At 71.0% G+C, this 20,208-nt stretch carries 22 protein-coding genes and 1 tRNA gene; 10 read left to right on the top strand and 13 right to left on the bottom strand.

The window, feature by feature from the left end; genetic code table 11:
• Window positions 1–132: 132 nt before the first annotated feature.
• Window positions 133–381 (top strand): ANTAR domain-containing protein, encoded by a 249-nt coding sequence (locus K377_RS09740; protein ID WP_111662823.1) that lies wholly within the window; start codon window positions 133–135, stop codon window positions 379–381.
• Between the two features lie 75 nt (window positions 382–456).
• Here the strand turns inward: K377_RS09740 and K377_RS09735 are convergent.
• The 3 genes from K377_RS09735 to K377_RS09725 all read right to left on the bottom strand — a co-directional run bounded on the left by K377_RS09735 (window position 457) and on the right by K377_RS09725 (window position 2,299).
• Window positions 457–530: transfer RNA gene (locus K377_RS09735), tRNA-Pro, on the bottom strand.
• Between the two features lie 48 nt (window positions 531–578).
• On the bottom strand, window positions 579–1,322 hold the full coding sequence (locus K377_RS09730; RefSeq protein ID WP_111662822.1) for a Pr6Pr family membrane protein: 744 nt from the start codon (window positions 1,320–1,322) through the stop codon (window positions 579–581).
• A gap of 29 nt (window positions 1,323–1,351) precedes the next feature.
• Window positions 1,352–2,299 carry a metallophosphoesterase gene (locus tag K377_RS09725; protein ID WP_111662821.1) on the bottom strand — a complete coding sequence of 316 codons (948 nt, stop codon included), beginning with the start codon at window positions 2,297–2,299 and terminating at the stop codon, window positions 1,352–1,354.
• A gap of 77 nt (window positions 2,300–2,376) precedes the next feature.
• Between K377_RS09725 and K377_RS09720 the strand changes: the two genes are divergently transcribed.
• A complete protein-coding gene (locus K377_RS09720) occupies window positions 2,377–2,841 on the top strand; it encodes a GatB/YqeY domain-containing protein (RefSeq protein ID WP_111662820.1) in 465 nt (154 codons plus the stop codon).
• Window positions 2,842–2,938: 97 nt separating this feature from the next.
• Here the strand turns inward: K377_RS09720 and K377_RS09715 are convergent, their stop codons facing one another.
• On the bottom strand, window positions 2,939–5,191 hold the full coding sequence (locus tag K377_RS09715; RefSeq protein WP_111662819.1) for a transglycosylase domain-containing protein: 2,253 nt from the start codon (window positions 5,189–5,191) through the stop codon (window positions 2,939–2,941).
• 461 nt (window positions 5,192–5,652) lie between these two features.
• On the opposite strand from K377_RS09715, the gene K377_RS09705 reads away from it, so the two are divergent.
• The gene (locus K377_RS09705; RefSeq protein ID WP_181512524.1) at window positions 5,653–5,997 is read left to right on the top strand and encodes a WhiB family transcriptional regulator; all 345 of its coding nucleotides are present in this window, start codon (window positions 5,653–5,655) and stop codon (window positions 5,995–5,997) included.
• 91 nt (window positions 5,998–6,088) lie between these two features.
• On the opposite strand, the gene K377_RS09700 is transcribed toward K377_RS09705, so the two are convergent.
• Window positions 6,089–7,354, bottom strand: coding sequence for an ArsA family ATPase (locus tag K377_RS09700; RefSeq protein WP_111662817.1), 1,266 nt, complete (start codon window positions 7,352–7,354; stop codon window positions 6,089–6,091).
• A 12-nt stretch (window positions 7,355–7,366) separates the two neighbouring features.
• Entirely contained in the window at window positions 7,367–8,326 is a 960-nt protein-coding gene (locus K377_RS09695; RefSeq protein ID WP_111662816.1) for an ArsA-related P-loop ATPase, read from the bottom strand.
• 85 nt (window positions 8,327–8,411) lie between these two features.
• Between K377_RS09695 and K377_RS09690 the strand changes: the two genes are divergently transcribed.
• The 4 genes from K377_RS09690 to K377_RS09675 all read left to right on the top strand — a co-directional run bounded on the left by K377_RS09690 (window position 8,412) and on the right by K377_RS09675 (window position 10,889).
• Complete coding sequence (locus tag K377_RS09690; RefSeq protein WP_111662815.1) at window positions 8,412–8,576, top strand: DUF4177 domain-containing protein; 165 nt, start codon at window positions 8,412–8,414, stop codon at window positions 8,574–8,576.
• A complete protein-coding gene (locus K377_RS09685) occupies window positions 8,573–9,046 on the top strand; it encodes a RidA family protein (RefSeq protein ID WP_111662814.1) in 474 nt (157 codons plus the stop codon). The genes K377_RS09690 and K377_RS09685 overlap by 4 nt, the downstream gene beginning before the upstream one ends.
• A gap of 133 nt (window positions 9,047–9,179) precedes the next feature.
• Complete coding sequence (locus K377_RS09680; protein ID WP_111662813.1) at window positions 9,180–10,055, top strand: NUDIX hydrolase; 876 nt, start codon at window positions 9,180–9,182, stop codon at window positions 10,053–10,055.
• A gap of 3 nt (window positions 10,056–10,058) precedes the next feature.
• Window positions 10,059–10,889 carry an MBL fold metallo-hydrolase gene (locus tag K377_RS09675; RefSeq protein WP_111662812.1) on the top strand — a complete coding sequence of 277 codons (831 nt, stop codon included), beginning with the start codon at window positions 10,059–10,061 and terminating at the stop codon, window positions 10,887–10,889.
• A gap of 4 nt (window positions 10,890–10,893) precedes the next feature.
• Here K377_RS09675 and K377_RS09670 read toward each other — a convergent pair whose 3' ends face one another.
• The 3 genes from K377_RS09670 to K377_RS09660 all read right to left on the bottom strand — a co-directional run bounded on the left by K377_RS09670 (window position 10,894) and on the right by K377_RS09660 (window position 13,413).
• Window positions 10,894–11,784, bottom strand: a complete 891-nt coding sequence (locus tag K377_RS09670) for a sigma-70 family RNA polymerase sigma factor (RefSeq protein WP_111662811.1) — start codon at window positions 11,782–11,784, stop codon at window positions 10,894–10,896.
• A 44-nt stretch (window positions 11,785–11,828) separates the two neighbouring features.
• Entirely contained in the window at window positions 11,829–12,632 is an 804-nt protein-coding gene (locus tag K377_RS09665; protein WP_111662810.1) for a nucleotidyltransferase domain-containing protein, read from the bottom strand.
• Between the two features lie 106 nt (window positions 12,633–12,738).
• Entirely contained in the window at window positions 12,739–13,413 is a 675-nt protein-coding gene (locus tag K377_RS09660) for a Crp/Fnr family transcriptional regulator (RefSeq protein ID WP_016642758.1), read from the bottom strand.
• Between the two features lie 363 nt (window positions 13,414–13,776).
• Between K377_RS09660 and nth the strand changes: the two genes are divergently transcribed.
• From nth to K377_RS09645, 3 genes are all read left to right on the top strand, one after another.
• A complete protein-coding gene (gene nth / locus K377_RS09655; RefSeq protein ID WP_111662809.1) occupies window positions 13,777–14,700 on the top strand; it encodes an endonuclease III in 924 nt (307 codons plus the stop codon).
• Window positions 14,701–14,771: 71 nt separating this feature from the next.
• On the top strand, window positions 14,772–15,506 hold the full coding sequence (locus K377_RS09650) for a CoA pyrophosphatase (protein ID WP_111663199.1): 735 nt from the start codon (window positions 14,772–14,774) through the stop codon (window positions 15,504–15,506).
• A gap of 91 nt (window positions 15,507–15,597) precedes the next feature.
• On the top strand, window positions 15,598–16,797 hold the full coding sequence (locus tag K377_RS09645; protein ID WP_111662808.1) for a MarP family serine protease: 1,200 nt from the start codon (window positions 15,598–15,600) through the stop codon (window positions 16,795–16,797).
• 31 nt (window positions 16,798–16,828) lie between these two features.
• On the opposite strand, the gene K377_RS42205 is transcribed toward K377_RS09645, so the two are convergent.
• The 4 genes from K377_RS42205 to nhaA form a co-directional block, all read right to left on the bottom strand.
• The gene (locus K377_RS42205) at window positions 16,829–17,014 is read right to left on the bottom strand and encodes a hypothetical protein (RefSeq protein WP_111662807.1); all 186 of its coding nucleotides are present in this window, start codon (window positions 17,012–17,014) and stop codon (window positions 16,829–16,831) included.
• Window positions 17,015–17,165: 151 nt separating this feature from the next.
• Entirely contained in the window at window positions 17,166–18,122 is a 957-nt protein-coding gene (locus K377_RS09635; protein ID WP_111662806.1) for an alpha/beta fold hydrolase, read from the bottom strand.
• Window positions 18,119–18,625, bottom strand: coding sequence for a phage holin family protein (locus K377_RS09630; protein ID WP_111662805.1), 507 nt, complete (start codon window positions 18,623–18,625; stop codon window positions 18,119–18,121). Before K377_RS09630 ends, K377_RS09635 begins: the two co-directional genes overlap by 4 nt.
• Window positions 18,626–18,680: 55 nt before the next feature.
• Complete coding sequence (gene nhaA, locus K377_RS09625; RefSeq protein ID WP_111662804.1) at window positions 18,681–20,090, bottom strand: Na+/H+ antiporter NhaA; 1,410 nt, start codon at window positions 20,088–20,090, stop codon at window positions 18,681–18,683.
• Between the last annotated feature and the right edge of the window lie 118 nt (window positions 20,091–20,208).

Below are 20,208 nucleotides of genomic sequence, written 5' to 3'. Positions count from 1 at the left end.
CGCGGCTGGACTGCGGACTCGTCACTGCGCAAAGCATCGAGCTGCGCGCCTGGGCAGCGGATCTGAGGGCCAGGGATCGTCACATGCGGTCCCGGGCCGAGGAGATGATGCTCCACGCATGGGACATGGGACATGGGGCAGCGGGCCGCCGCACTGATCGCCGCCTCAGCTCCTGCCGCCCCCGGGGAACCGCTCGCGGCAGAGCCGGCCGTCGTGGTCGATCAGGCGACCGGCGTCATCTCCGCACAACTGGGCTGCTCGATCGCCGAAGCCCTGGCACACCTGCACGAGCGCAGCCGCCGACAGAGACAGACTCTGGAATCCGTTGCCCACCACGTCGTGAACAGCCTCGACGTGAACCCCGGCGAGCCGAGATTCTGATCGCCGATCCCCGCACACAGAAACAGGTGAGGCGCCCACCGAATCCGGTGGGCGCCTCACCTGCTGTTTTGGCTGTCGGGGTGGCGGGATTTGAACCCACGACCTCTTCGTCCCGAACGAAGCGCGCTGCCAAGCTGCGCCACACCCCGATGTCGTTGCTCCGCTTCCCGCAGTGCTGCAGGTCCTGGCGACGTCATTTACTTTAGCCCACCGGGGCCCGGAGACGAAATCCGGTTTTGGGGGGCGCGGATCTCGGGCCTGATGTGGTCCAGGGCAACCAGGGCCAGGGCCAGCAGGTAGAAGGCCGCGCCGAAGAGGACCGCGTTCGTGAGGACGCCGGGGTAGCCGTGGGCGTCGACGTCCAGGAACGGGTACGGGTAGCGGGCCGGCGTGCCCGGGGTCATGATCGCGCCGCGGATCAGGGCGAAGCCGAAGTAGGCGAGCGGGTAGAGCAGCCAGAGGGCCGCGTGGCGCGGGCGGAGGAGGCCGGGGCGGGTCAGCAGGAGCCAGTCCAGGAGTACCGCGACGGGCGTGACGGTGTGCAGGAGCTGGTTGGAGACCGTGCGCCAGCCCGTCATCACGTGGGCCGGGTCGTCCGTCATGGAGAAGCCGGACGAGGAATTGGCCAGGACGAAGTGGTAGACGAGGCCCGTGATGCAGATGAAGAGCAGGGTGCCGCCCGTCAGGAGGGGCGTCAGAGGCGGCCGGGCGGTCCAGGCGTGCCGGGCCGAGAGGGCGAGGACGACCGCGACCAGGATGTTCGACTGGATCGTGAAGTAGCTCAGGACGCGCAGGACGCTGTCGCTGATCGTCAGGTCGATGACGATGCCGGTCAGGGCCGCGAGGGCGATCAGACAGCGGAACGCCGCCGCGACGGGGCGGCGGCGGACCGGGACGACCGCCTCCGCCGGAACGGAGGCGGCGGAGTTCGGCGTGATCATGCGATCCACCGTACGTCCGGGCGGGACGGTCAGCCGGTCGGCGTCCTCGGGGCCAGCGTCAGCAGCGTCGCCTCCGGCGGGCAGGCGAAGCGGAACGGGGTGTAGCGGTTCGCGCCGCAGCCCGCCGAGACGTGGAGGTAGGAGGTGTTGCCCTCCGCCGTGTGCCGCGACAGGCCCTTCACGCGGTCGGTGTCCAGGTCGCAGTTGGTGACCAGGGCGCCGTAGAAGGGGACGCAGACCTGGCCGCCGTGCGTGTGCCCGGCCAGGATCAGCGGGTAGCCGTCCGCGGCGAAGGAGTCCAGGACCCGCAGGTACGGGGCGTGGACCACGGCCATCGTGAAGTCCGGGCCGGCCGTGGGGCCGCCCGCCACCTCCGCGTACCGGTCGCGCTTGATGTGCGGGTCGTCCAGGCCGGTGAAGCCGATCTCGACGCCTGAGACCTTGAGGCTGCCGCGCGTGTTCGTGAGGTTCAGCCAGCCGGCCTCGTCGAAGCCGTCGCGCAGGTCCTCCCACGGGTTGTGGATGGCGCCGACGACCGGCGGATTGCCGTTCAGACCGTGGCGGCCCTGCACCTTCTCCAGGAGGTACCGGGCAGGGTTGCGGGGCCGCGGCCCGTAGTAGTCGTTGGAGCCGAACACGTACGCGCCCGGGAACTCCATCAGCGGCCCGAGCGCGTCGAGCACCTCGGGCACGCCCTCCGGGTCGGAGAGGTTGTCGCCCGTGTTGATGACGAAGTCGGGGCGGAGCCCGGCCAGCGAACGCAGCCAGCGCTGCTTCTTGCGCTGCCCGCCGACCATGTGGATGTCGGAGACCTGGAGGACGCGCAGCGGCTGCATACCGGGGGGCAGGACCGGGACCGTGACGCGTCGCAGGCGGAAGGAGCGGGCCTCGAAACCCGCGGAGTAGGCGACGGTGGCGGCGCCCGCCGCCACGATGCCAGCAGAGACCTTCAGGGGAATCCCGTATCGCGCGCGCATGTGTCCCATCGTGTCAGACGGGCGGTGCCCCGGAAATCGGCGGGCGTGACGCCCCGTACACCTGCGACAATCACGTCATGACCACGCTCAAGTCGAAGCTGCACGACGACCTCAACGCCGCGATCAAGGGGCGTGACGAGCTGCGCTCCTCGACGCTCCGGATGACCCTCGCCGCCATCACGACCCAGGAGGTCGCCGGCAAGGAGAAGCGCGAGCTCGCCGATGACGAGGTGCAGGCGGTGATCGTCAAGGAGGCGAAGAAGCGCCGCGAGGCGGCCGAGGCGTTCGAGAAGGGCGGGCGTGCCGAGTCGGCCGCCCGTGAGCTCGCGGAGGGCGAGGTGCTCGCCGAGTACCTGCCGCAGCAGCTGTCCGACGCCGAGCTGGAGCAGATCGTCGGGCAGGCGGTCGAGGAGGCGAAGGCGGCCGGTGCCGAGGGCCCGCGCGCCATGGGCCAGGTCATGAAGATCGTGAAGCCGAAGGTCGGGGACCGCGCCGAGGGCGGCCGGGTCGCCGCCGCGGTCAAGAAGCTGCTCGCCGGCTGAGGCGGAGAACCGGAGAGGCCGGGCAACCGGAAACCCGGAAAGCCGGAAAAGGGGCGCCCCCGTCGGGGGGCGCCCCTTTCAGTTCCGGAGGCGGGGGCTAACGGCCCCAGCCGCCGCCGTTCCCGTTCCCGCCGTTGTCGTTCCCGCCGTTCCCCTGGCCCTGGAACAGCCCGTCGGGGAAGGTCGGATCGGGGTCGGTGTCGCCGGGCTTGGCGTCGCCCTGGCCCTGGTCGCCGCCCTGGTCGCCCTTGTTCTTGTCCTTGTCCTTGCCCTTGTCCGGGTCGGGGATGTCGACCATGGTGAAGCCCGGGGCCTCCTTGCCGGACAGGGCGCCGGTCATGGCCGACCGCCAGATCGGGCCGGGCGTGTCGGCGCCGTAGACCTTGTCGTGGTAGCGGCCGCCGATGGTGATGTTGGTCATCTCGACGCCCTGCGAGGCGCTGCCGACCCAGACGGCGCCCGACAGGTTCGGCGTGTAGCCGACGAACCAGGCGTTCTTACGGGCGTCCGTCGTACCCGTCTTGCCGGCGTTGTCCCGGTCGGAGAGGCCGGCCTGCTGGCCCGTACCGGAGTCGGTCACACCGCTGAGCAGCGTATTGATCTTGTCCGCGGTCTGCGTCGACATGGCGCGCGAGCACTTCGACTTCGGGACGGCCAGCGACTTGCCGTTGGCGTCCGTGATCGACTGGATGGCGATCGGGGTGCAGTACGTGCCCTCGTTGGCGAACGCGGCGTACGCGGAGGCCATCGTCAGCGGCGACAGACCCGTCGAACCGAGGGTCATCGACGAGGGCACCTCGGGCACCTTCGTGCCGTTGCCCTGGACCACGCCGAGCTTGTCGGTCATCTTCACGACCGGGCACATGCCGGTGTCGGCGAGCATCTCCACGAAGTACGTGTTGATGGACTTCTCCATCGCCTCCTTGAGGCGATAGGGGCCGGACTCCGACTCGTTCTCGTTCTCCAGCTTGTAGCCGCCGTCGTTGGTCCACGGCTTGCCGCTGCACGTCTGCACGGTGTCCGGGTACGGCATCTGGTACGGCGCCGGGAACTGCTGGGTGATCGGCGTGCCGTTCTCCAGCGCGGCCGCCGCCAGGAACGGCTTGAACGTCGAACCGGTCGGGAAACCGTAGTTGGAGCCGTGGTAGGCCGAGTTCACCGAGTAGTTGATCGACGTCTCGTTCTTGCCGTAGCCGTACGGCTTCGACTGGCCCATGCCGAGGATCTTGCCGCTGCCCGGCTCGACGAGCGTGACTGCCGTGGCGACCGAGTCCGTCTGGTACACGTTGCTCTTGATGGAGGCCTGGACCGATTCCTGGGCCTGCGGGTCCAGCGTCGTCCGGACGGTCAGACCGCCGCGGCTCCAGAGCTTGGCGCGCGCTTCCTTCGTCTTGCCGAAGGCCGGGTCGTTCTTCACGACCTGCTCGACGTAGTCGCAGAAGAAGGCCGCGCCCTTGACCGCGGTGATGCAGCCGTTCTGCGGCTTGCTGACCTTCAGCCCGAGGGCCGTCTGCTTGGCCTTGTCGGCCTCGGCCTGCGAGATGTCGTGGACGTCGGCCATGCGCTGGAGCACGACGTTGCGCCGCTTCTTCGCCTCGGCCTCGTCGTTGACCGGGTCGTAGCGGCTCGGCGACTGGACGATGCCCGCGAGGAGCGCGGCCTCCTGGACCGTCAGGTCCTTGGCCGACTTGGAGAAGTAGCGCTGGGACGCGGCCTCGACGCCGTACGCCTGCTGACCGAAGTACGTGATGTTCAGGTAGTTGGAGAGGATCTTCTTCTTGCCGAGGTCCTTCTCGATCTGGATCGCGTACTTCAGCTCGCGGACCTTGCGCCCGATCGTCTGCTGGGTGGCCTGCGCCAGCTTCGTCGGGTCGTCGCCCGCCTCCTCCATGAACACGTTCTTCACGTACTGCTGGGTGAGGGTGGACGCGCCCTGGGCGACGCCGCCGCCCCGCGCGTTCGCGTTGATGGCGCGCAGGATGCCCTTCGCGTCGATGGCCCCGTGCTCGAAGAAGCGCGAGTCCTCGATCGCGACGATCGCCTTCTGCATGTACGGGGAGATCTCGTCGAGCTTCACCACGGTGCGGTCGCGGTCGTAGACCGTCGCGAGCTTCCCGCCCTGGGCGTCCAGGATCGTGGTGCGCTGGCTGAGCGGCGGCTGCTTCAGTGCGGCCGGGGTCTCGTCGAATTCCTCGACCGAGCCCTTCGCGGCCAGGCCGAGCGCGCCCGCGGCGGGCAGCGCGATTCCGGCGAGCACGGCTCCCGCGAGCACGCTGACACCGAGGAACTTGGCGGCCTGTTGAGCCGGCGACATACCGCCGCCGTCACCGGCCGAGCGCTTCTTTCCCATGCAGGGCAGCCTACGTTCTGATTCTCCGGACAGGCGTATATGCCTTGGCCTAAGCTGCACTCAACTGTCACAGCAGTGCGGTCTCGTATCAAGACGTGGGACGGCCCCGAAACGTTCCCGGCACTTCTTTCCTTACCTCTGACGTGCCTCTTGTAGTCATTCCTGTGCCTGCCGCGACCCCTCGCGCAGGGCCCGGAAGCTGTCCGAAACCGCCTCGTGTGTCACCCGACGCCCGTTGTGACGCAAGTGAAGTGTCCATATTTGCCGGGGTTGTTACGCATGTCTCCCGGTCACTCCGTCGGGTGATCTGCCGCTTACGCATAGTCCGTTCGGGCCATTCAAGATTGGGCCCGAAGGGGGTGTTGCGCTGTGCCCACCTTCCGTAACGTCCTCAACTGGCGGCGGTGAATATGCCGCTGCCGCCGTGGGGGAGCCTCGATTCGGGAGAGGACGGCGCCGGTATGGGCTGGGTAGTCGACTGGAGTGCGCAGGCGGCCTGCCGCACTACCGATCCGGATGAACTGTTCGTTCAAGGAGCAGCGCAGAACCGGGCGAAAGCGGTGTGCACGGGATGTCCCGTGCGGACCGAGTGCCTAGCGGACGCGCTCGACAATCGCGTCGAGTTCGGTGTGTGGGGTGGCATGACGGAGCGGGAGCGCCGGGCACTGCTGCGCAGGCGTCCGACCGTCACCTCGTGGCGCCGGCTGCTGGAGACGGCGCGTACGGAGTACGAGCGCAGTGCGGGCCTGCTGCCCGCGGAGCTCGACAACGACGAGACGTACGAGAGGTTCGCCGCCGTCGGATAGGACGGCGCCGCACCCTTTCGTACACACGAGTACCGGAGCCCTGACCGGCTCCGGGCCGCGACCGCACGGCCGACGTGCGGGCGCGTACGGCTCACTCAGCTCCGGCCGGAGTGCCACCGGCCGCGAGCCGGTCTCCGATGTCCCTGAGGCCTGCCAGGTCGTGCACATCGCCGGGCAGCGCCGCGATCTCGGCCACGGCGACCTCGGGGTGGAGCGCGGTGAAGCGGTCACGCGTGCGCTGTTCACGCGCGACGAGCCGCATCCGCTCGGCGTGCAACCGCAGAAGTCCCGCGGTCAATTGCTCGGTGCTGGGGTGTGCGGGAGTCTCCGCTGCGGCGGGGGAGCCGGACGCGGGATCGGAAGGCGTACGCACCTCTTCCTTCCCGGGCGCCTGATCCACAATGCCGCGCTCGTCAAGATTTTCCGCGGCGGCCAGCGCCCGCTCGGCGGAGAGCCGGTCGGCGCCGCTGCCGTGCACCCGGTTCAGCACCAGACCGGCGAGCGGCATCCGCTCCGCGGCCAGGCGTTCCACGAAGTACGCGGCCTCGCGCAGCGCGTCCCGCTCGGGCGCGGCGACGACGAGGAAGGCGGTGCCGGGCGCCTGGAGGAGCTTGTACGTGGCGTCCGCGCGCGTACGGAATCCGCCGAACATGGTGTCCATCGCGGCCACGAACGTCTGTACGTCACGCAGCAGCTGCCCGCCGAGGAGCTTGCCGAGCGCGCCCGTCATCATCGACATCCCGACGTTCAGGAACTTCATCCCGGCCCGGCCGCCGACCTTCGCGGGGGCCATCAGGACGCGGATCAGCTTGCCGTCGAGGAACGAGCCGAGCCGCTTGGGCGCGTCCAGGAAGTCCAGCGCCGAGCGGGACGGCGGGGTGTCGACGACGATCAGGTCCCAGGTGTCCCGGGCCCTGAGCTGGCCCAGCTTCTCCATCGCCATGTACTCCTGCGTGCCGGCGAAGCCCGCGGAGAGCGACTGGTAGAAGGGGTTGTTCAGGATCGCCTCGGCCCGCTCGCCGTCCGCGTGCGCCTCGACGATCTCGTCGAAGGTGCGCTTCATGTCGAGCATCATGGCGTGCAGCTCACCGCCGGCCGCGTCGCCGGTCGCCTCGACGCCCTTCACCCGGCGCGGCACGTTGTCCAGGGAGTCGATGCCCATCGACTGGGCGAGGCGCCGGGCCGGGTCGATGGTCAGCACGACGACCTTGCGGCCGCGCTCGGCGGCGCGCAGGCCGAGCGCGGCGGCGGTGGTGGTCTTGCCGACCCCGCCGGAGCCGCAGCAGACCACGATGCGGGTGGCCGGGTCGTCGAGCAGCGGGTCGATGTCGAGCGCGCCTGCAGGGTTCAGCGTCATCGAAGCGGTCCCTCAGATCCCTTGCTGTCGCAGTTCCTCGGCGAGCGTGTACAGGCCCGCGAGGTCCAACCCCTCGGTGAGCAGCGGGAGTTCGTGCAGCGGCAGCTCCGCCCCGGTGAGCAGCTCGCGCTGGGCGCGCTCCAGGACGTACCGCTCCGCGTACTCCTCGGCCTGCGCGAGCAGCGGCCCCACGAGCCGCTTCGCGCCGCTGAGCCCGGCCGCCGTCAGGGCCCCGGTGACCTCCGGCGCGACCGACGGTGAACGGGTCAGCGCCAGTGCGGGTTCCCCCAGGAGCGCGGGTCGCACCATGTTCACCATGATCCGTCCTACGGGCAGCTGCGCGGCGCGCAGTTCGGCGACCCCGTCGAGGGTCTCCTGCACCGGCATCTCCTCCAGGAGGGTCACGAGGTGCACCTCGGTCTGCGGGGACTTGATGACCCGCATGACCGCCTGGGCCTGATTGTGTATCGGGCCCATCCTGGCCAGCCCGGCGACCTCGTCGTTCACGTTCAGGAAGCGGGTGATGCGCCCGGTGGGCGGGGCGTCCATCACCACGTAGTCGTACGCGTACCGGCCCTGCTTGTCCTTGCGCCGGACGGCCTCGCACGCCTTGCCGGTCAGGAGTACGTCCCTGAGGCCCGGCGCGATGGTCGTGGCGAAGTCGATCGCGCCCAGCTTCTTCAGGGCGCGGCCGGCGCCGCCCAGCTTGTAGAACATCTGGAGGTAGTCCAGCAGCGCCAGTTCCGGATCGATGGCGAGCGCGTACACCTCCCCGCCGCCGGGCGCGACGGCGATCTTCCGCTCCTCGTAGGGGAGTGTCTCCGTCTCAAAGAGCTGTGCGATGCCCTGCCTGCCCTCCACCTCCACCAGGAGAGTGCGCTTGCCCTTCGTCGCGAGGGCGAGCGCGAGTGCGGCGGCGACCGTGGTCTTTCCGGTACCGCCCTTGCCGCTGACGACCTGGAGCCTGCTCACGTATTCGAGCGTAACCAGAACGCGGCCCGATCACGCAGCAGCCTCCGGAACGACGCACCTGACTTCGGCGGCTACAGTCGGCCCCATGGCTAAGAAGTGGGAGTACGCGACTGTGCCGCTGCTGGTGCACGCGACGAAGCAGATCCTGGACACCTGGGGCGAGGACGGCTGGGAGCTCGTCCAGGTCGTGCCCGGACCGAACAACCCCGAGCAGCTGGTGGCGTACCTGAAGCGGGAGAAGAGCGCGTGAGCGGCGCGGTGGAGGCGCGGCTCGCCGAGCTGGGCCTGACCCTGCCGCCCGTCGTGCCGCCGGTCGCCGCGTACCAGCCGGCCGTGCGGTCCGGTGTCTACGTGTTCACGGCCGGGCAGCTCCCGATGGTCGACGGCAAGCTGACGCTGACCGGCAAGGTCGGCGCCGAGGTCACCGCCGACGAGGCCAAGGAGCTGTCGCGGATCTGCGCGCTGAACGCGCTGGCCGCCGTGAAGTCCGTCGCCGGTGACCTGGACCGCATCGCGCGTGTCGTGAAGGTCGTCGGCTTCGTCGCCTCCGCCGCCGACTTCACCGGGCAGCCCGGTGTCATCAACGGCGCCAGCGAGCTGCTCGGCGAGGTCCTCGGCGACAAGGGCGTGCACGCCCGCAGCGCCGTCGGCGTCGCGGTGCTGCCGCTGGACTCGCCGGTCGAGGTCGAGATCCAGGTGGAGCTGGTTCCGGAGGCCTGAGTCACGAACCCCGCGCCCCTGGACGAGCGAAGCTCGTTTCAGGGGCGCGGGGAACTGCGCGAGAAGCGGCCACCGGCCCGCGCTCGGCGAATCGCCTCTCGAACATCCCGTCGAGTCGGGATAGCCTCCGGCCATGTCCAACGGCCAGTGGTACCCCCCTGAGTGGCCGGAACGCATCCGCGCCCTCGCCGCCGGCACACTGACGGCCGCGACCCCGCGCCGCGCCGCCACCGTCATGCTGCTCAGGGACGCCCCGGGCGCCTCCGGCGGCCTGGAAGTGCACATGCTGCGCAGACGGACGTCGATGGCCTTCGCGGCCGGTGCGTACGCGTACCCCGGCGGCGGCGTCGACCCGCGCGACGACGACCGGCAGGTGCGCTGGGCGGGCCCCTCCCGGCAGACGTGGGCCGAGCGGCTCGGCGTGCCGGAGAAGGACGCCCAGGCGATCGTCTGCGCGGCCGTGCGCGAGACCTTCGAGGAGGCGGGCGTACTGCTCGCCGGCCCGACCCCGGACAGCGTCGTCGACGACACCACCGGCGACCAGTGGCAGGAAGCCCGGCAGGCGCTGATCGCCCGCGATCTGTCCTTCGCCGAGTTCCTGGACCGGCGCGGCCTGGTGCTGCGCTCCGACCTGCTCGGCGCGTGGGCCCGCTGGATCACCCCCGAGTTCGAGCCGCGCCGCTACGACACCTGGTTCTTCGCGGCCGTGCTCCCGGCCGGCCAGCGCACCAGCGACGACTCCTCCGAGGCCGACCGCACCGTGTGGATCCGCCCCGAGCGGGCCGCCGCCGCGTACGACCAGGGCGAGTTGACGATGATGCCGCCCACCATCGCGACCCTGCGCACCCTCACCGCGTACCCGGCCGCCCACGACGCCCTGGCCGGGGCCGAGGGGCGCGACCTGACGCCCGTACTGGCGCAGGCCCGGCTGGAGGCGGGCGAGGTGGTGCTGTCCTGGCCGGGGCACGAGGAGTTCACCAAGCACATTCCGACCGGCGGGAGCAACTGACCGATGACCGAAGCCGCCGCCCTGCCCGGCCAGCCGCGCGGCGGGGTGCTGTCCGGCCCCGCCACCGCCCGCGCCGTCAACGTGCTCGCGCCGAACGCCTCCGCGATGACCCTCGACGGCACCAACACCTGGATCGTCGCCGAACCCGACAGCGACCTCGCCGTCGTGATCGACCCGGGCCCGCTCGACGACGGCCACCTGAAGAACGTGATCGCCGTCGCCGAGAAGGCCGGCCGCCGCATCGCGCTCACTCTCCTCACGCACGGCCACCCCGACCACGCCGAGGGCGCGGGCCGGTTCGCCGAGCTGACCGGCACGAAGGTGCGCGCGCTCGACCCGGCGCTGCGCCTCGGCGACGAGGGCCTCGCGGCCGGTGACGTCGTCACGACCGGCGGCCTGGAACTGCGCGTCGTCCCCACCCCCGGCCACACCGCCGACTCGCTGAGCTTCCATCTGCCCGCCGATCAGGCCGTGTTGACCGGCGACACCGTCCTCGGCCGGGGCACGACGGTCGTCGCGCACCCGGACGGCCGCCTCGGCGACTACCTCGACACCCTGCGCCGGCTGCGCTCGCTCACGGTCGACGACGGGGTGCACACGGTGCTGCCCGGGCACGGACCGGTCCTGGAGGACGCCCAGGGCGCCGTCGAGTTCTACCTCGCGCACCGCGCCCACCGGCTCGCCCAGGTGGAGACCGCCGTCGAGGACGGGCACACGACGTCCGCCGCGGTCGTCGCCCACGTGTACGCGGACGTGGACCGCTCCCTGTGGCCGGCGGCCGAGCTGTCCGTCCTGGCCCAGCTCGACTACCTGCGCGAACACGGACTGATCTAGTGGTTCACCGGTCCGCGGGCCAGTCGATGCCGAGCGCCGCGATCCGGTCCGGGTCGGCGATGATGTCGACGCCCACGACCCGGCCCGCGCGGAAGGTGAACCAGCCGACGGTGACCACCTTGCCGCCGGGCGCCGCCACCATGCCGACGCCGTCGCCGACGAACGCCGCGAAGGTGTCCGGGGCCATCCGCCCGTACAGCGCCGCCTGACCGGCCACCTTGAGGGCGCCGCGCACCAGCAGCGCCGCCGTGCCCGGGCCCTGGTCGACCCGGAGCAGCACGTCCGGGTCGAGGAGTTCGAGCAGCGCCTCGAAGTCACCGGCGCGGGTCGCGGAGACCCAGGCGTCGATCACCTCGCGCTGGCGGGCCAGACCGGTGTCGGCCGGCGCGGTGGCGCCCTGCACGCGGCGGCGCGCGCGGCTGGCCAGCTGCCGGGTCGCCGCGGGCGTGCGCTCCACGATCGGCGCGAGTTCCTCGAACGGCACGGCGAACATGTCGTGCAGCACGAACGCCAGCCGCTCGGCGGGCGCGAGTGTGTCGAGCACGACCAGCAGCGCGAGCCCCACGGTGTCGGCCAGTTCGGCCTCGTGGACCGGGTCGGCGGGCCTGACCACCGGATCCGGCAGCCGGAACTCACCGCCGCCCCCCTCCTCCAGCGGCTCCTCGCGGCGCGTGGACCGGGCCCGCAGCATGTCGAGGCAGATCCGCCCGACGACGGTCGTCAGCCAGCCGCCGAGGTTGCGGACCTCGCCGTCGTCGGCCCGTTGCAGCCGCAGCCACCCCTCCTGGACCGCGTCCTCCGCCTCGGTCAGCGACCCGAGCATCCGGTACGCGACGGAACGCAGCCGCCCGCGCTCGGCCTCGAAGCGGGTGGCCAGCTCGGCCTGTGTGGTCATGGTGCGGTTCCCTCCCCTGTGTGCCCTGAGCGGTGTCGGTGCGCTCAGGTGTCCTTCGTGCCGTGCACGCGCGCGTACTCGTCCGCGAGCCAGGGCCCGAGCTCCTCGGTGTACGAGCGCAGCGCGCCGGGATCCCCGGTGGGCGCGTACCCGGCCGCCGCCGCGGCCCGGACCTGCGGCGCCCATTGCGGGTAGTACTCCGCGAACACCTCGGCCATCCGGTCCAGCTCGCCGGTCCAGCCGTTCCAGCGGGGCATGACGAGCGTGAACGCGGTGCGGACGAGGCCGCGGGCGATGATCCGGTCCAGCGCGCGCCGCTCGTCCTCGGCGGCGGCCCGCGCGATCCGCTCGCGCCAGCGGGGCAGGCGGGCGGCCAGGTCCCCGTTGGTCTCGCGGGCCAGCCGCGAGGTGGGGCGGTAGCGCGGGAGGTCCTCGGCCAGGTCCTCCCCGAGCAGGGGCGTGCACAGACAGGCCACGAACCACCCCATGTCGTACGTCTCGGCCGCGCTCAGCAGCCGCGCCCGCCCGTAGACGAGCGTGCTCACCCCGTCGACCTGCGGGAACTCCTTGTCCAGCGCGGCGTCGAGACTGCGCGCGTCGGCGCGGTCGGCCTCGGTGGGTCCGGCGCGCAGCACGAGCAGCAGGTCGAGGTCGGAGCGGCCCGGCCGCGCGGTGCCGCGGGGCACGGACCCGTACAGGTAGGCGCTCGTCAGACGTGCGCCGAAGACGTCGAGCAGCCGGTCGCGGGCGGCGGCCACGACGGGGCGGAAGGGTTCCTGGACGCGGCCCAGGGAGCCTTCGCGCGCGATGTATCCCTGGGCGTCGAGCCCACGGTTCGGATCGGCCATGGGGCAACTGTGCAGGGAACAGGCGCCCGGAGCACGGTATTTCCGCGGTTCTACGCCGACGGGTCCCGCCACGAGGTGTGGCGGGACCCGTCGGGCGGAGCCGGAGTCAGCGGGAACGCTTCGCGAGGCGCTCCACGTCCAGCAGGATCACGGCGCGCGCCTCCAGGCGCAGCCAGCCGCGGCCCGCGAAGTCCGCCAGCGCCTTGTTCACCGTCTCGCGGGAGGCGCCGACCAGCTGGGCCAGCTCTTCCTGCGTGAGGTCGTGCACCACGTGGATGCCCTCCTCGGACTGCACGCCGAAGCGGCGCGACAGGTCGAGGAGCGCGCGGGCGACACGGCCGGGCACGTCGGAGAAGACCAGGTCGGACATCTGGTCGTTCGTCTTGCGCAGGCGCCGGGCGACGGCGCGCAGCAGGGCGGCGGCCACCTCCGGGCGTGCGTTGAGCCAGGGCTGGAGGTCGCCGTGGCCGAGGCCGAGCAGCTTCACCTCGGTCAGCGCGCTGGCGGTCGCGGTGCGCGGCCCGGGGTCGAACAGCGACAGCTCGCCGATCAGCTCACCGGGGCCGAGCACGGCCAGCATGTTCTCCCGGCCGTCCGGGGAGGTGCGGTGGAGCTTCACCTTGCCCTCGGTGACCACGTACAGCCGGTCGCCGGGGTCGCCCTCGTGGAACAGGGCGTCACCGCGCGCGAGGGTCACCTCACTCATGGAGGCGCGGAGCTCCGCGGCCTGCTCGTCATCGAGCGCCGCGAAGAGCGGGGCGCGCCGCAGAACGTCGTCCACGAGTTTCTCTCCTATGTCGCCTGCACTGTGGGGTCGGGAAGCCTTTCCCGACTGCCCATTTTGCCGGACGGTCCAAACAGTGTGATCAGTCACTCAGCTACAAGTCTGCCGCACCTGCGTCACAACCCGAGGGGGAGGGGGCCAAACGGGGGCCGATCCAGTGGCTCCGGGGCGGATGTCAGTAGCTGGCTCTAGGCTGGCCGGGTGTCCAAAAAGCCGGTGAGAGCGCAGGCGGCGGGGGCCGTGGCGAGATCGGCCGCCCCTGTTTCCGCTGTGGGCGAACATGCCCGTACGGAGGCCGTGGCCTGCGCCGTTCCGGTCGCCGCAGAGCCCGGTTCCGTACAGGGGAAGGCTGCCCAGTAGATGCCCGCGAAGAAGAAGGCGGCCACCGAGAAGGCGCCGCCGAAGAAGACGGCGCCCACGAAGGCGGCCACCGAGAAGGCCGCGTCCAAGAAGGCAGCAGCGCCCAAGAAGGCCGTCGCGTCCAAGAAGGCTGTCGCCAAGCCCGAGTCCCGTACCGCTCTGGTCCGCCGCGCCCGCAGGATCAACCGCGAGCTCGCGGAGACGTACCCGTACGCCCACCCCGAGCTGGACTTCGAGAATCCCTTCCAGCTCCTCGTCGCCACGGTGATGTCGGCCCAGACGAACGACCTGAGGGTCAATCAGACGACCCCGGGGCTCTTCGCGAAGTACCCGACCCCGGAGGACCTCGCGGCGGCCGTGCCGGAGGAGGTCGAGGAGCTGATCCGGCCGACCGGGTTCTTCCGCGCGAAGACCAGGTCGATCATGGGCCTCGCCAAGGCGCTGTCGGAGGAGTTCGGCGGTGAGGTCCCCGGCCGCCTCGAAGACCTGGTCAAGCTGCCCGGAGTGGGCCGCAAGACGGCGTTCGTGGTGCTGGGGAACGCGTTCGGCAGGCCCGGCATCACGGTCGACACCCACTTCGGCCGGCTCGTGCGCCGCTGGAAGTGGACCGAGGAGACCGACCCGGACAAGGTCGAGAAGGCCGTCGGCGAGCTGTTCCCGAAGAGCGACTGGACCCAGCTCAGCCACAACGTGATCTTCCACGGCCGCCGGATGTGCCACGCGCGCAAACCGGCCTGCGGAGTCTGCCCGATCGCCCCGCTCTGCCCGGCGTACGGCGAGGGCGAGACGGACCCGGAGAAGGCGAAGAAGCTGCTCAAGTACGAGAAGGGCGGCTTCCCGGGCCAGCGGCTGAACCCGCCGCAGGGGTATCTGGACGCGGGCGGCATCGCGGCCCCGCCGCTGGGCGGTGCCACGTCCGGGTGACGGACGGCGAAGGCGGAACGAAGAGGGGGCGGTCGGGCGTTGGGTCCATCACGACAGGTACGGGGGTGGCGATGAAGCACGTGAGCGAGATCGGTGGAATCGGCGGGGCGAGTGGTGCCCCGGGCGAGGGTGACGGTCCGGACGTCACCGTGCGCACGGACGGCCTCCCCGCCTGGCTCGACCCGGTCGCCGACGCCGCGGCCACGCTCCGCGGTGAGCAGCTCAGCCGGTTCCTGCCGCCCAAGGACGGCGCGGGCCGGCAGTCCGCGGTGCTGATCCTGTTCGGCGAGGGCGCCCGCGGGCCCGAGCTGCTGCTCATGGAGCGCTCGGGGTCGCTCAGATCGCATGCGGGCCAGCCCTCGTTCCCCGGCGGCGCACTCGACCCGGAGGACGGCGACCCGCGCACCCAGGGCCCGCTGCGGGCCGCCCTGCGCGAGGCATGGGAGGAGACCGGCCTCGATCCGCACGGCGTGCAGCTCTTCGGCGTCCTGCCCAAGCTCTACATCCCGGTGAGCGGATTCGTCGTCACGCCCGTACTGGGATGGTGGCGGACACCCACTCCTGTCGCGGCGGTCGATCCGGCGGAGACGGCCCGGGTCTTCACGGTCCCGGTGGCCGACCTCACCGACCCGGCCAACCGGGCGACGACGGTCCACCCGAGCGGCCACCGCGGTCCGGCCTTCCTCGTGGAGTCGGCGCTGGTGTGGGGGTTCACGGCGGGCGTGATCGACCGATTGCTGCACTTCGCGGGCTGGGAGCGCCCGTGGGACCGGGAGAACACGGTGTCACTCGACTGGCGCTCATGACAGGGTGGTCGCCGTACTGTGCAATGCCGGTGACTGCGATGTGAGGCGAGGCGTGACGAGGCGGGGCGTGACGAGGGCGGGGCTGTAGACGGTGAACGTGCTGGACATCCTCCTGCTCGCCGCAGCCGTGTGGTTCGCGGTCGTCGGCTACCGCCAGGGCTTCGTCGTCGGCATCCTGTCGGTGATCGGCTTCCTGGGCGGCGGTCTCGTCGCGGTCTACGCGCTGCCCCCGCTGTGGGGCGCGATCACCGACGACGCGGCCGTCTCGACCACCGCCACGGTCGTCGCCGTGGTCGTCGTCATCGTCTGCGCCTCGGTCGGCCAGGCCTTCACCACCCACTTGGGCAACAAGCTGCGCAGATACATCACCTGGTCACCGGCGCGCGCGCTGGACGCGACGGGCGGCGTCCTGGTCAATGTGGCGGCGATGCTGCTGGTGGCGTGGCTGGTGGGTTCCCTGCTCGCCGGGACGACGATGCCCACGCTCGGCAAGGAGGTGCGCGGCTCCAAGGTGCTGCTCGGCGTCTCCCGCGCGCTGCCCGCGCAGGCCGACTCCTGGTTCGCGAACTTCACCACCACCCTCGCGCAGAACGGATTCCCCCAGGTCTTCAGCCCGTTCGCGAGCGAGCCGATCACCGAGGTCCGCCCGCCCGACCCGGCTCTCGCGAAGAGCCCGGTCGCCGCGCGCGCCCAGCGCTCGATCGTCAAGGTCGTGGGCCAGGCGCCCAGTTGCGGCAAGGTCGTGGAGGGCACCGGCTTCGTCTTCGGCTCCCGCCGCGTCATGACGAACGCGCACGTGGTGGGCGGCGTCGACGAGCCCACCGTCCAGATAGGCGGTGAGGGCGTGAAGTACGACGCGAAGGTCGTCCTCTACGACTGGAAGCGCGACATCGCCGTCCTGGACGTGCCGTCCCTGAAGGCGCCCGTGCTGAGCTTCGCGCGGACCGACGCACAGCGCGGCGGCGGCGCGATCGTCGCGGGCTTTCCGGAGAACGGCGCGTACGACGTGCGCCCCGCGCGCGTGCGCGGCCGGATCGACGCCAGCGGCCCGGACATCTACCACCGGGGCACGGTCGAGCGCGACGTGTACTCGCTGTACGCGACGGTGCGTCAGGGCAACTCGGGCGGCCCGCTGCTGACCCCCGACGGCAAGGTCTACGGCGTGGTCTTCGCGAAGTCCCTCGACAACGACGAGACGGGTTACGCCCTGACCGCCGACGAGATCGCCACCGACATCACCCGGGGCCGCACGGCGTCCCAGCAGGTGGACACGGACGCCTGCGCGCTCTGAGTTCCCGGACTCCGGTGCCGGTCCGGGGAGTTCAGCTGCGGCTGGTGTGCCGCAGTCGCGCCGACATCCAGCGGGCCCGACGCCGCAGGATACGCGGAATGCCCAGCCGGGGATCGTGCGCCGGATCGTCCTGCGGCGCTCCCCTCTGAGGTGTGCCCAGCGTCATTGCCGGGCGGCGGTTGCGTGCTGCGTCACTGTAATCGTGCGTCCAGCCCATACCTCGACGTGTGCCCGTGCCCCATGGTCGGTAACCTCCCCCACGGTCCCCAAATTGGCGTATGCGGCAGGCAATTGGCTGTTCGTAGGACAGGTGTTCCTGCCCGTATACCGGGCACTCACCGACCGCTCACGCCCGGTCACTCAGCGGCCTACCGGTCGGGCTCGGGGTCCTTCAGCCAGTTCACGAGTTCCTTGGAGAACGCCTCGGGATCCTCCTCGTGCGGGAAGTGCCCGAGACCGTCGAACAGCCGCCAGCGGTACGGCGCTTCGACGTACTCGCCGGATCCGGCCGCACTCCGGGTGCGCATCACGGGATCGAGCGAGCCGTGCAGATGCAGCGTGGGGACCCGCACCGGCCGCTTCATGCGCCGGTTGAACTGAATGCCGTCGGGCCGGGCCAGCGAGCGCACCATCCACCGGTACGGCTCGATCGAGCAGTGCGCCGTCGACGGGATGAGCATCGCCCGCTGATAGGTCAGCACCGTCTCGTCGTCGGGCTGGTGCGGCCCCGACCAGTCCCGTACGAGCTTGCCGACCAGCGCGCCGTCGTCGGCGACGAGCTGACGCTCCGGCAGCCACGGCCGCTGGAAGCCCCAGACGTAACTGCCCGAGCGCGACTGGCGGTAGTCGGCGAGCATCGCCGAGCGCCAGCGGCGCGGGTGCGGCATCGAGGACACGACGAGCCGGCGCACCAGCTTGGGCCGCATCACGGCCGCCGTCCACGCCAGATAGCCGCCGAGGTCGTGCCCCACGAGCGCCGCGTCCGGCTCGCCCAGCGAGCGCACGACTCCGGTGATGTCGAGCGCCAGGTTCGCCGGGTCGTAGCCGCGCGGCGTCCGGTCGCTGCCGCCCACGCCCCGCAGGTCCATGGCAACGGCCCGGAACCCCGCGTCGGCCAGCGCGCCGAGCTGGTGCCGCCACGTCCACCAGAACTGCGGGAAGCCGTGCAGCAGCAGGACCAGCGGTCCGTCACCCATTTCGGCGATGTGGAACCGCGCGCCGTTGGCGGCGACGTCCCGGTGGAGCACCTCTCTCCCGCCGGGGACGTCCAGGCGTACGACAGAAGCGGGCGGCTGTGCGGCCGAAGGAGTGGCGGGGTCCGTCATGAAGACGAGCGTGCCACAGCCTCGATGGCCTCGGGGACACGGTCGCCCGGCACCTCGCGCGGGTGCGGCTTGGCGTGCTGGAGGACGCCGGCCGTCTCCTTGACGGACGCGGCCACCTTCTGCGGGCCCTTGCCCTTCCTGGCCTTCTTGAAGAAAGCGAAGGCGATGAGGCCGAGCACGAGGAAGAGGACCACACTCGCCGCGAAGGAGAGCAGGAAGCAACAGGCGAGGTTCCAGCCGCCCGTGCCGTTGTGGCCGCCGGTCCAGGCGTTGATGCCGTAGGCGAGGGCGAAGCTCAGCATGGGCAGCGAGAAGATCAGCACGGTCACGGCCACCAGGGCCAGGACGCTGCCGATGCCGCCGCGCGTGACGTCCCGCTTCAGCTGCGCCTTCGCCAGCGCGATCTCGTCGTGCACCAGTGCAGACATTTCGGCGGTCGCCGAGGCGAACAGCTGGCCGATGCTGCGTTCGGCGCCGACCGGGCTGCCGTCGGGTGCGCTCATCGCGTTACTCCCTGTTGTTCTGTCGGTGCTCCGTATGTGCGGACTCGTTGTCAGATCATGCCGGACGCTCGTCCTCGTCGCCTGCCCCGGCCGCCACTTCGGCACGCCTGCGGTGTTCCGCGGCCTTCTTCTCGTAGATCTCGGCCATACGGAGGTGGTACTCCGGATTGTCCTGTTCGTAGATGTCGGGGATGCCGTCCTGGTCCTCGTCGCGCTCCTCGGTCTCCCACAGGGCGCGGTACTTGGCGTTCCGCATCTTCAGCAGCACGCTGCTGAGCACGGCCGCGATCAGTGAGCCCATCAGGACGGCCGCCTTGACCTCGTCGGTCAGCAGCGGGTCGTCGGTGAAGGCGAGTTCGCCGATGAGCAGCGAGACGGTGAAGCCGATCCCGGCGAGCGAGGCGACGGCGAACACGTCCGCCCAGGCCAGTTCATCGGGCAGCGAGGCCTTGGTGAACCGGGCCGTCAGCCACGTACCGCCGAAGATGCCGACGGCCTTGCCGACGACGAGACCCAGCACCACACCGAGCGTCTCCGGCCGGGTGAACACCTCGCCGAGCGCGCCGCCCGACACCGCGACACCCGCGCTGAACAGCGCGAACAGCGGCACCGCGAGACCCGCCGAGAGGGGCCGGACGAGGTGCCCGATGTGCTCGCCGGGGGAGTGCGCCTCGCCCTCCTCGCGGTGGCAGCGCAGCATCAGGCCCATGGCGACACCGGCGATGGTGGCGTGGATGCCGCTGTTGTACATCAGGCCCCAGATGACCAGGGCGAGCGGCACATAGACGTACCAGCCACGCACCCGCTTGCGCAGGAGCAGCCAGAAGACCGCGAGGCCGACGAAGGCGCCGATGAGGGCGGCGACGTTGATGTCGCTCGTGAAGAAGACCGCGATGATCAGGATCGCGAAGAGGTCGTCGACGACGGCGAGGGTGAGCAGGAAGGCGCGCAGCGCGCTCGGCAGCGAGGTGCCGATGACGGCGAGCACGGCCAGCGCGAAGGCGATGTCGGTGGCGGTGGGCACGGCCCAGCCGGACAGGGAGCCGCCGCCGGTCGAGGCGACGACCGTGTAGACGATCGCGGGCATCGCCATGCCGCAGAGGGCGGCGACGACCGGCAGCGCGGCCGCTTTCGGGTCGCGCAGATCGCCCGCGACCAGCTCGCGCTTGAGTTCGATGCCGGCGACGAAGAAGAAGACCGCGAGGAGCCCGTCGGCCGCCCAGTGCTGGACGGAGAGGTGCAGGCCGAGCGCGGACGGGCCGAAGTGGAAGTCGCTGAGGGACTCGTAGCTGTGGCTGAGCGCCGGTACGTTCGCCCAGATCAGGGCGGCGACGGCGGCGGCGAGGAGCAGGACGCCGCCGACGGTCTCGGTGCGCAGCGCCTCGGCGACCGCGTTCCGCTCGGGCAGGGAGATCCGGCCGAGGACGGTGCGGTCGTTCTTGCTCTGCTTCTGGGGCGCTGTCACGAGGGGACCTCCGGTCGGGCACGGCTGATGACATCGCCGACCAGACTTCCCGGCACACCCTGTGAACTTCATGGCGCGTTCTTGACGCGCTCTTCACCCTACCGGGTGTACCGGAGAC

Source organism: Streptomyces sp. PsTaAH-137, from assembly GCF_003259365.1.
Taxonomy (GTDB): Bacteria; Actinomycetota; Actinomycetes; order Streptomycetales; family Streptomycetaceae; genus Streptomyces.
Note: the sequence above shows the minus strand (reverse complement) of the source record. Positions and strands in the feature narration are given on the sequence as shown.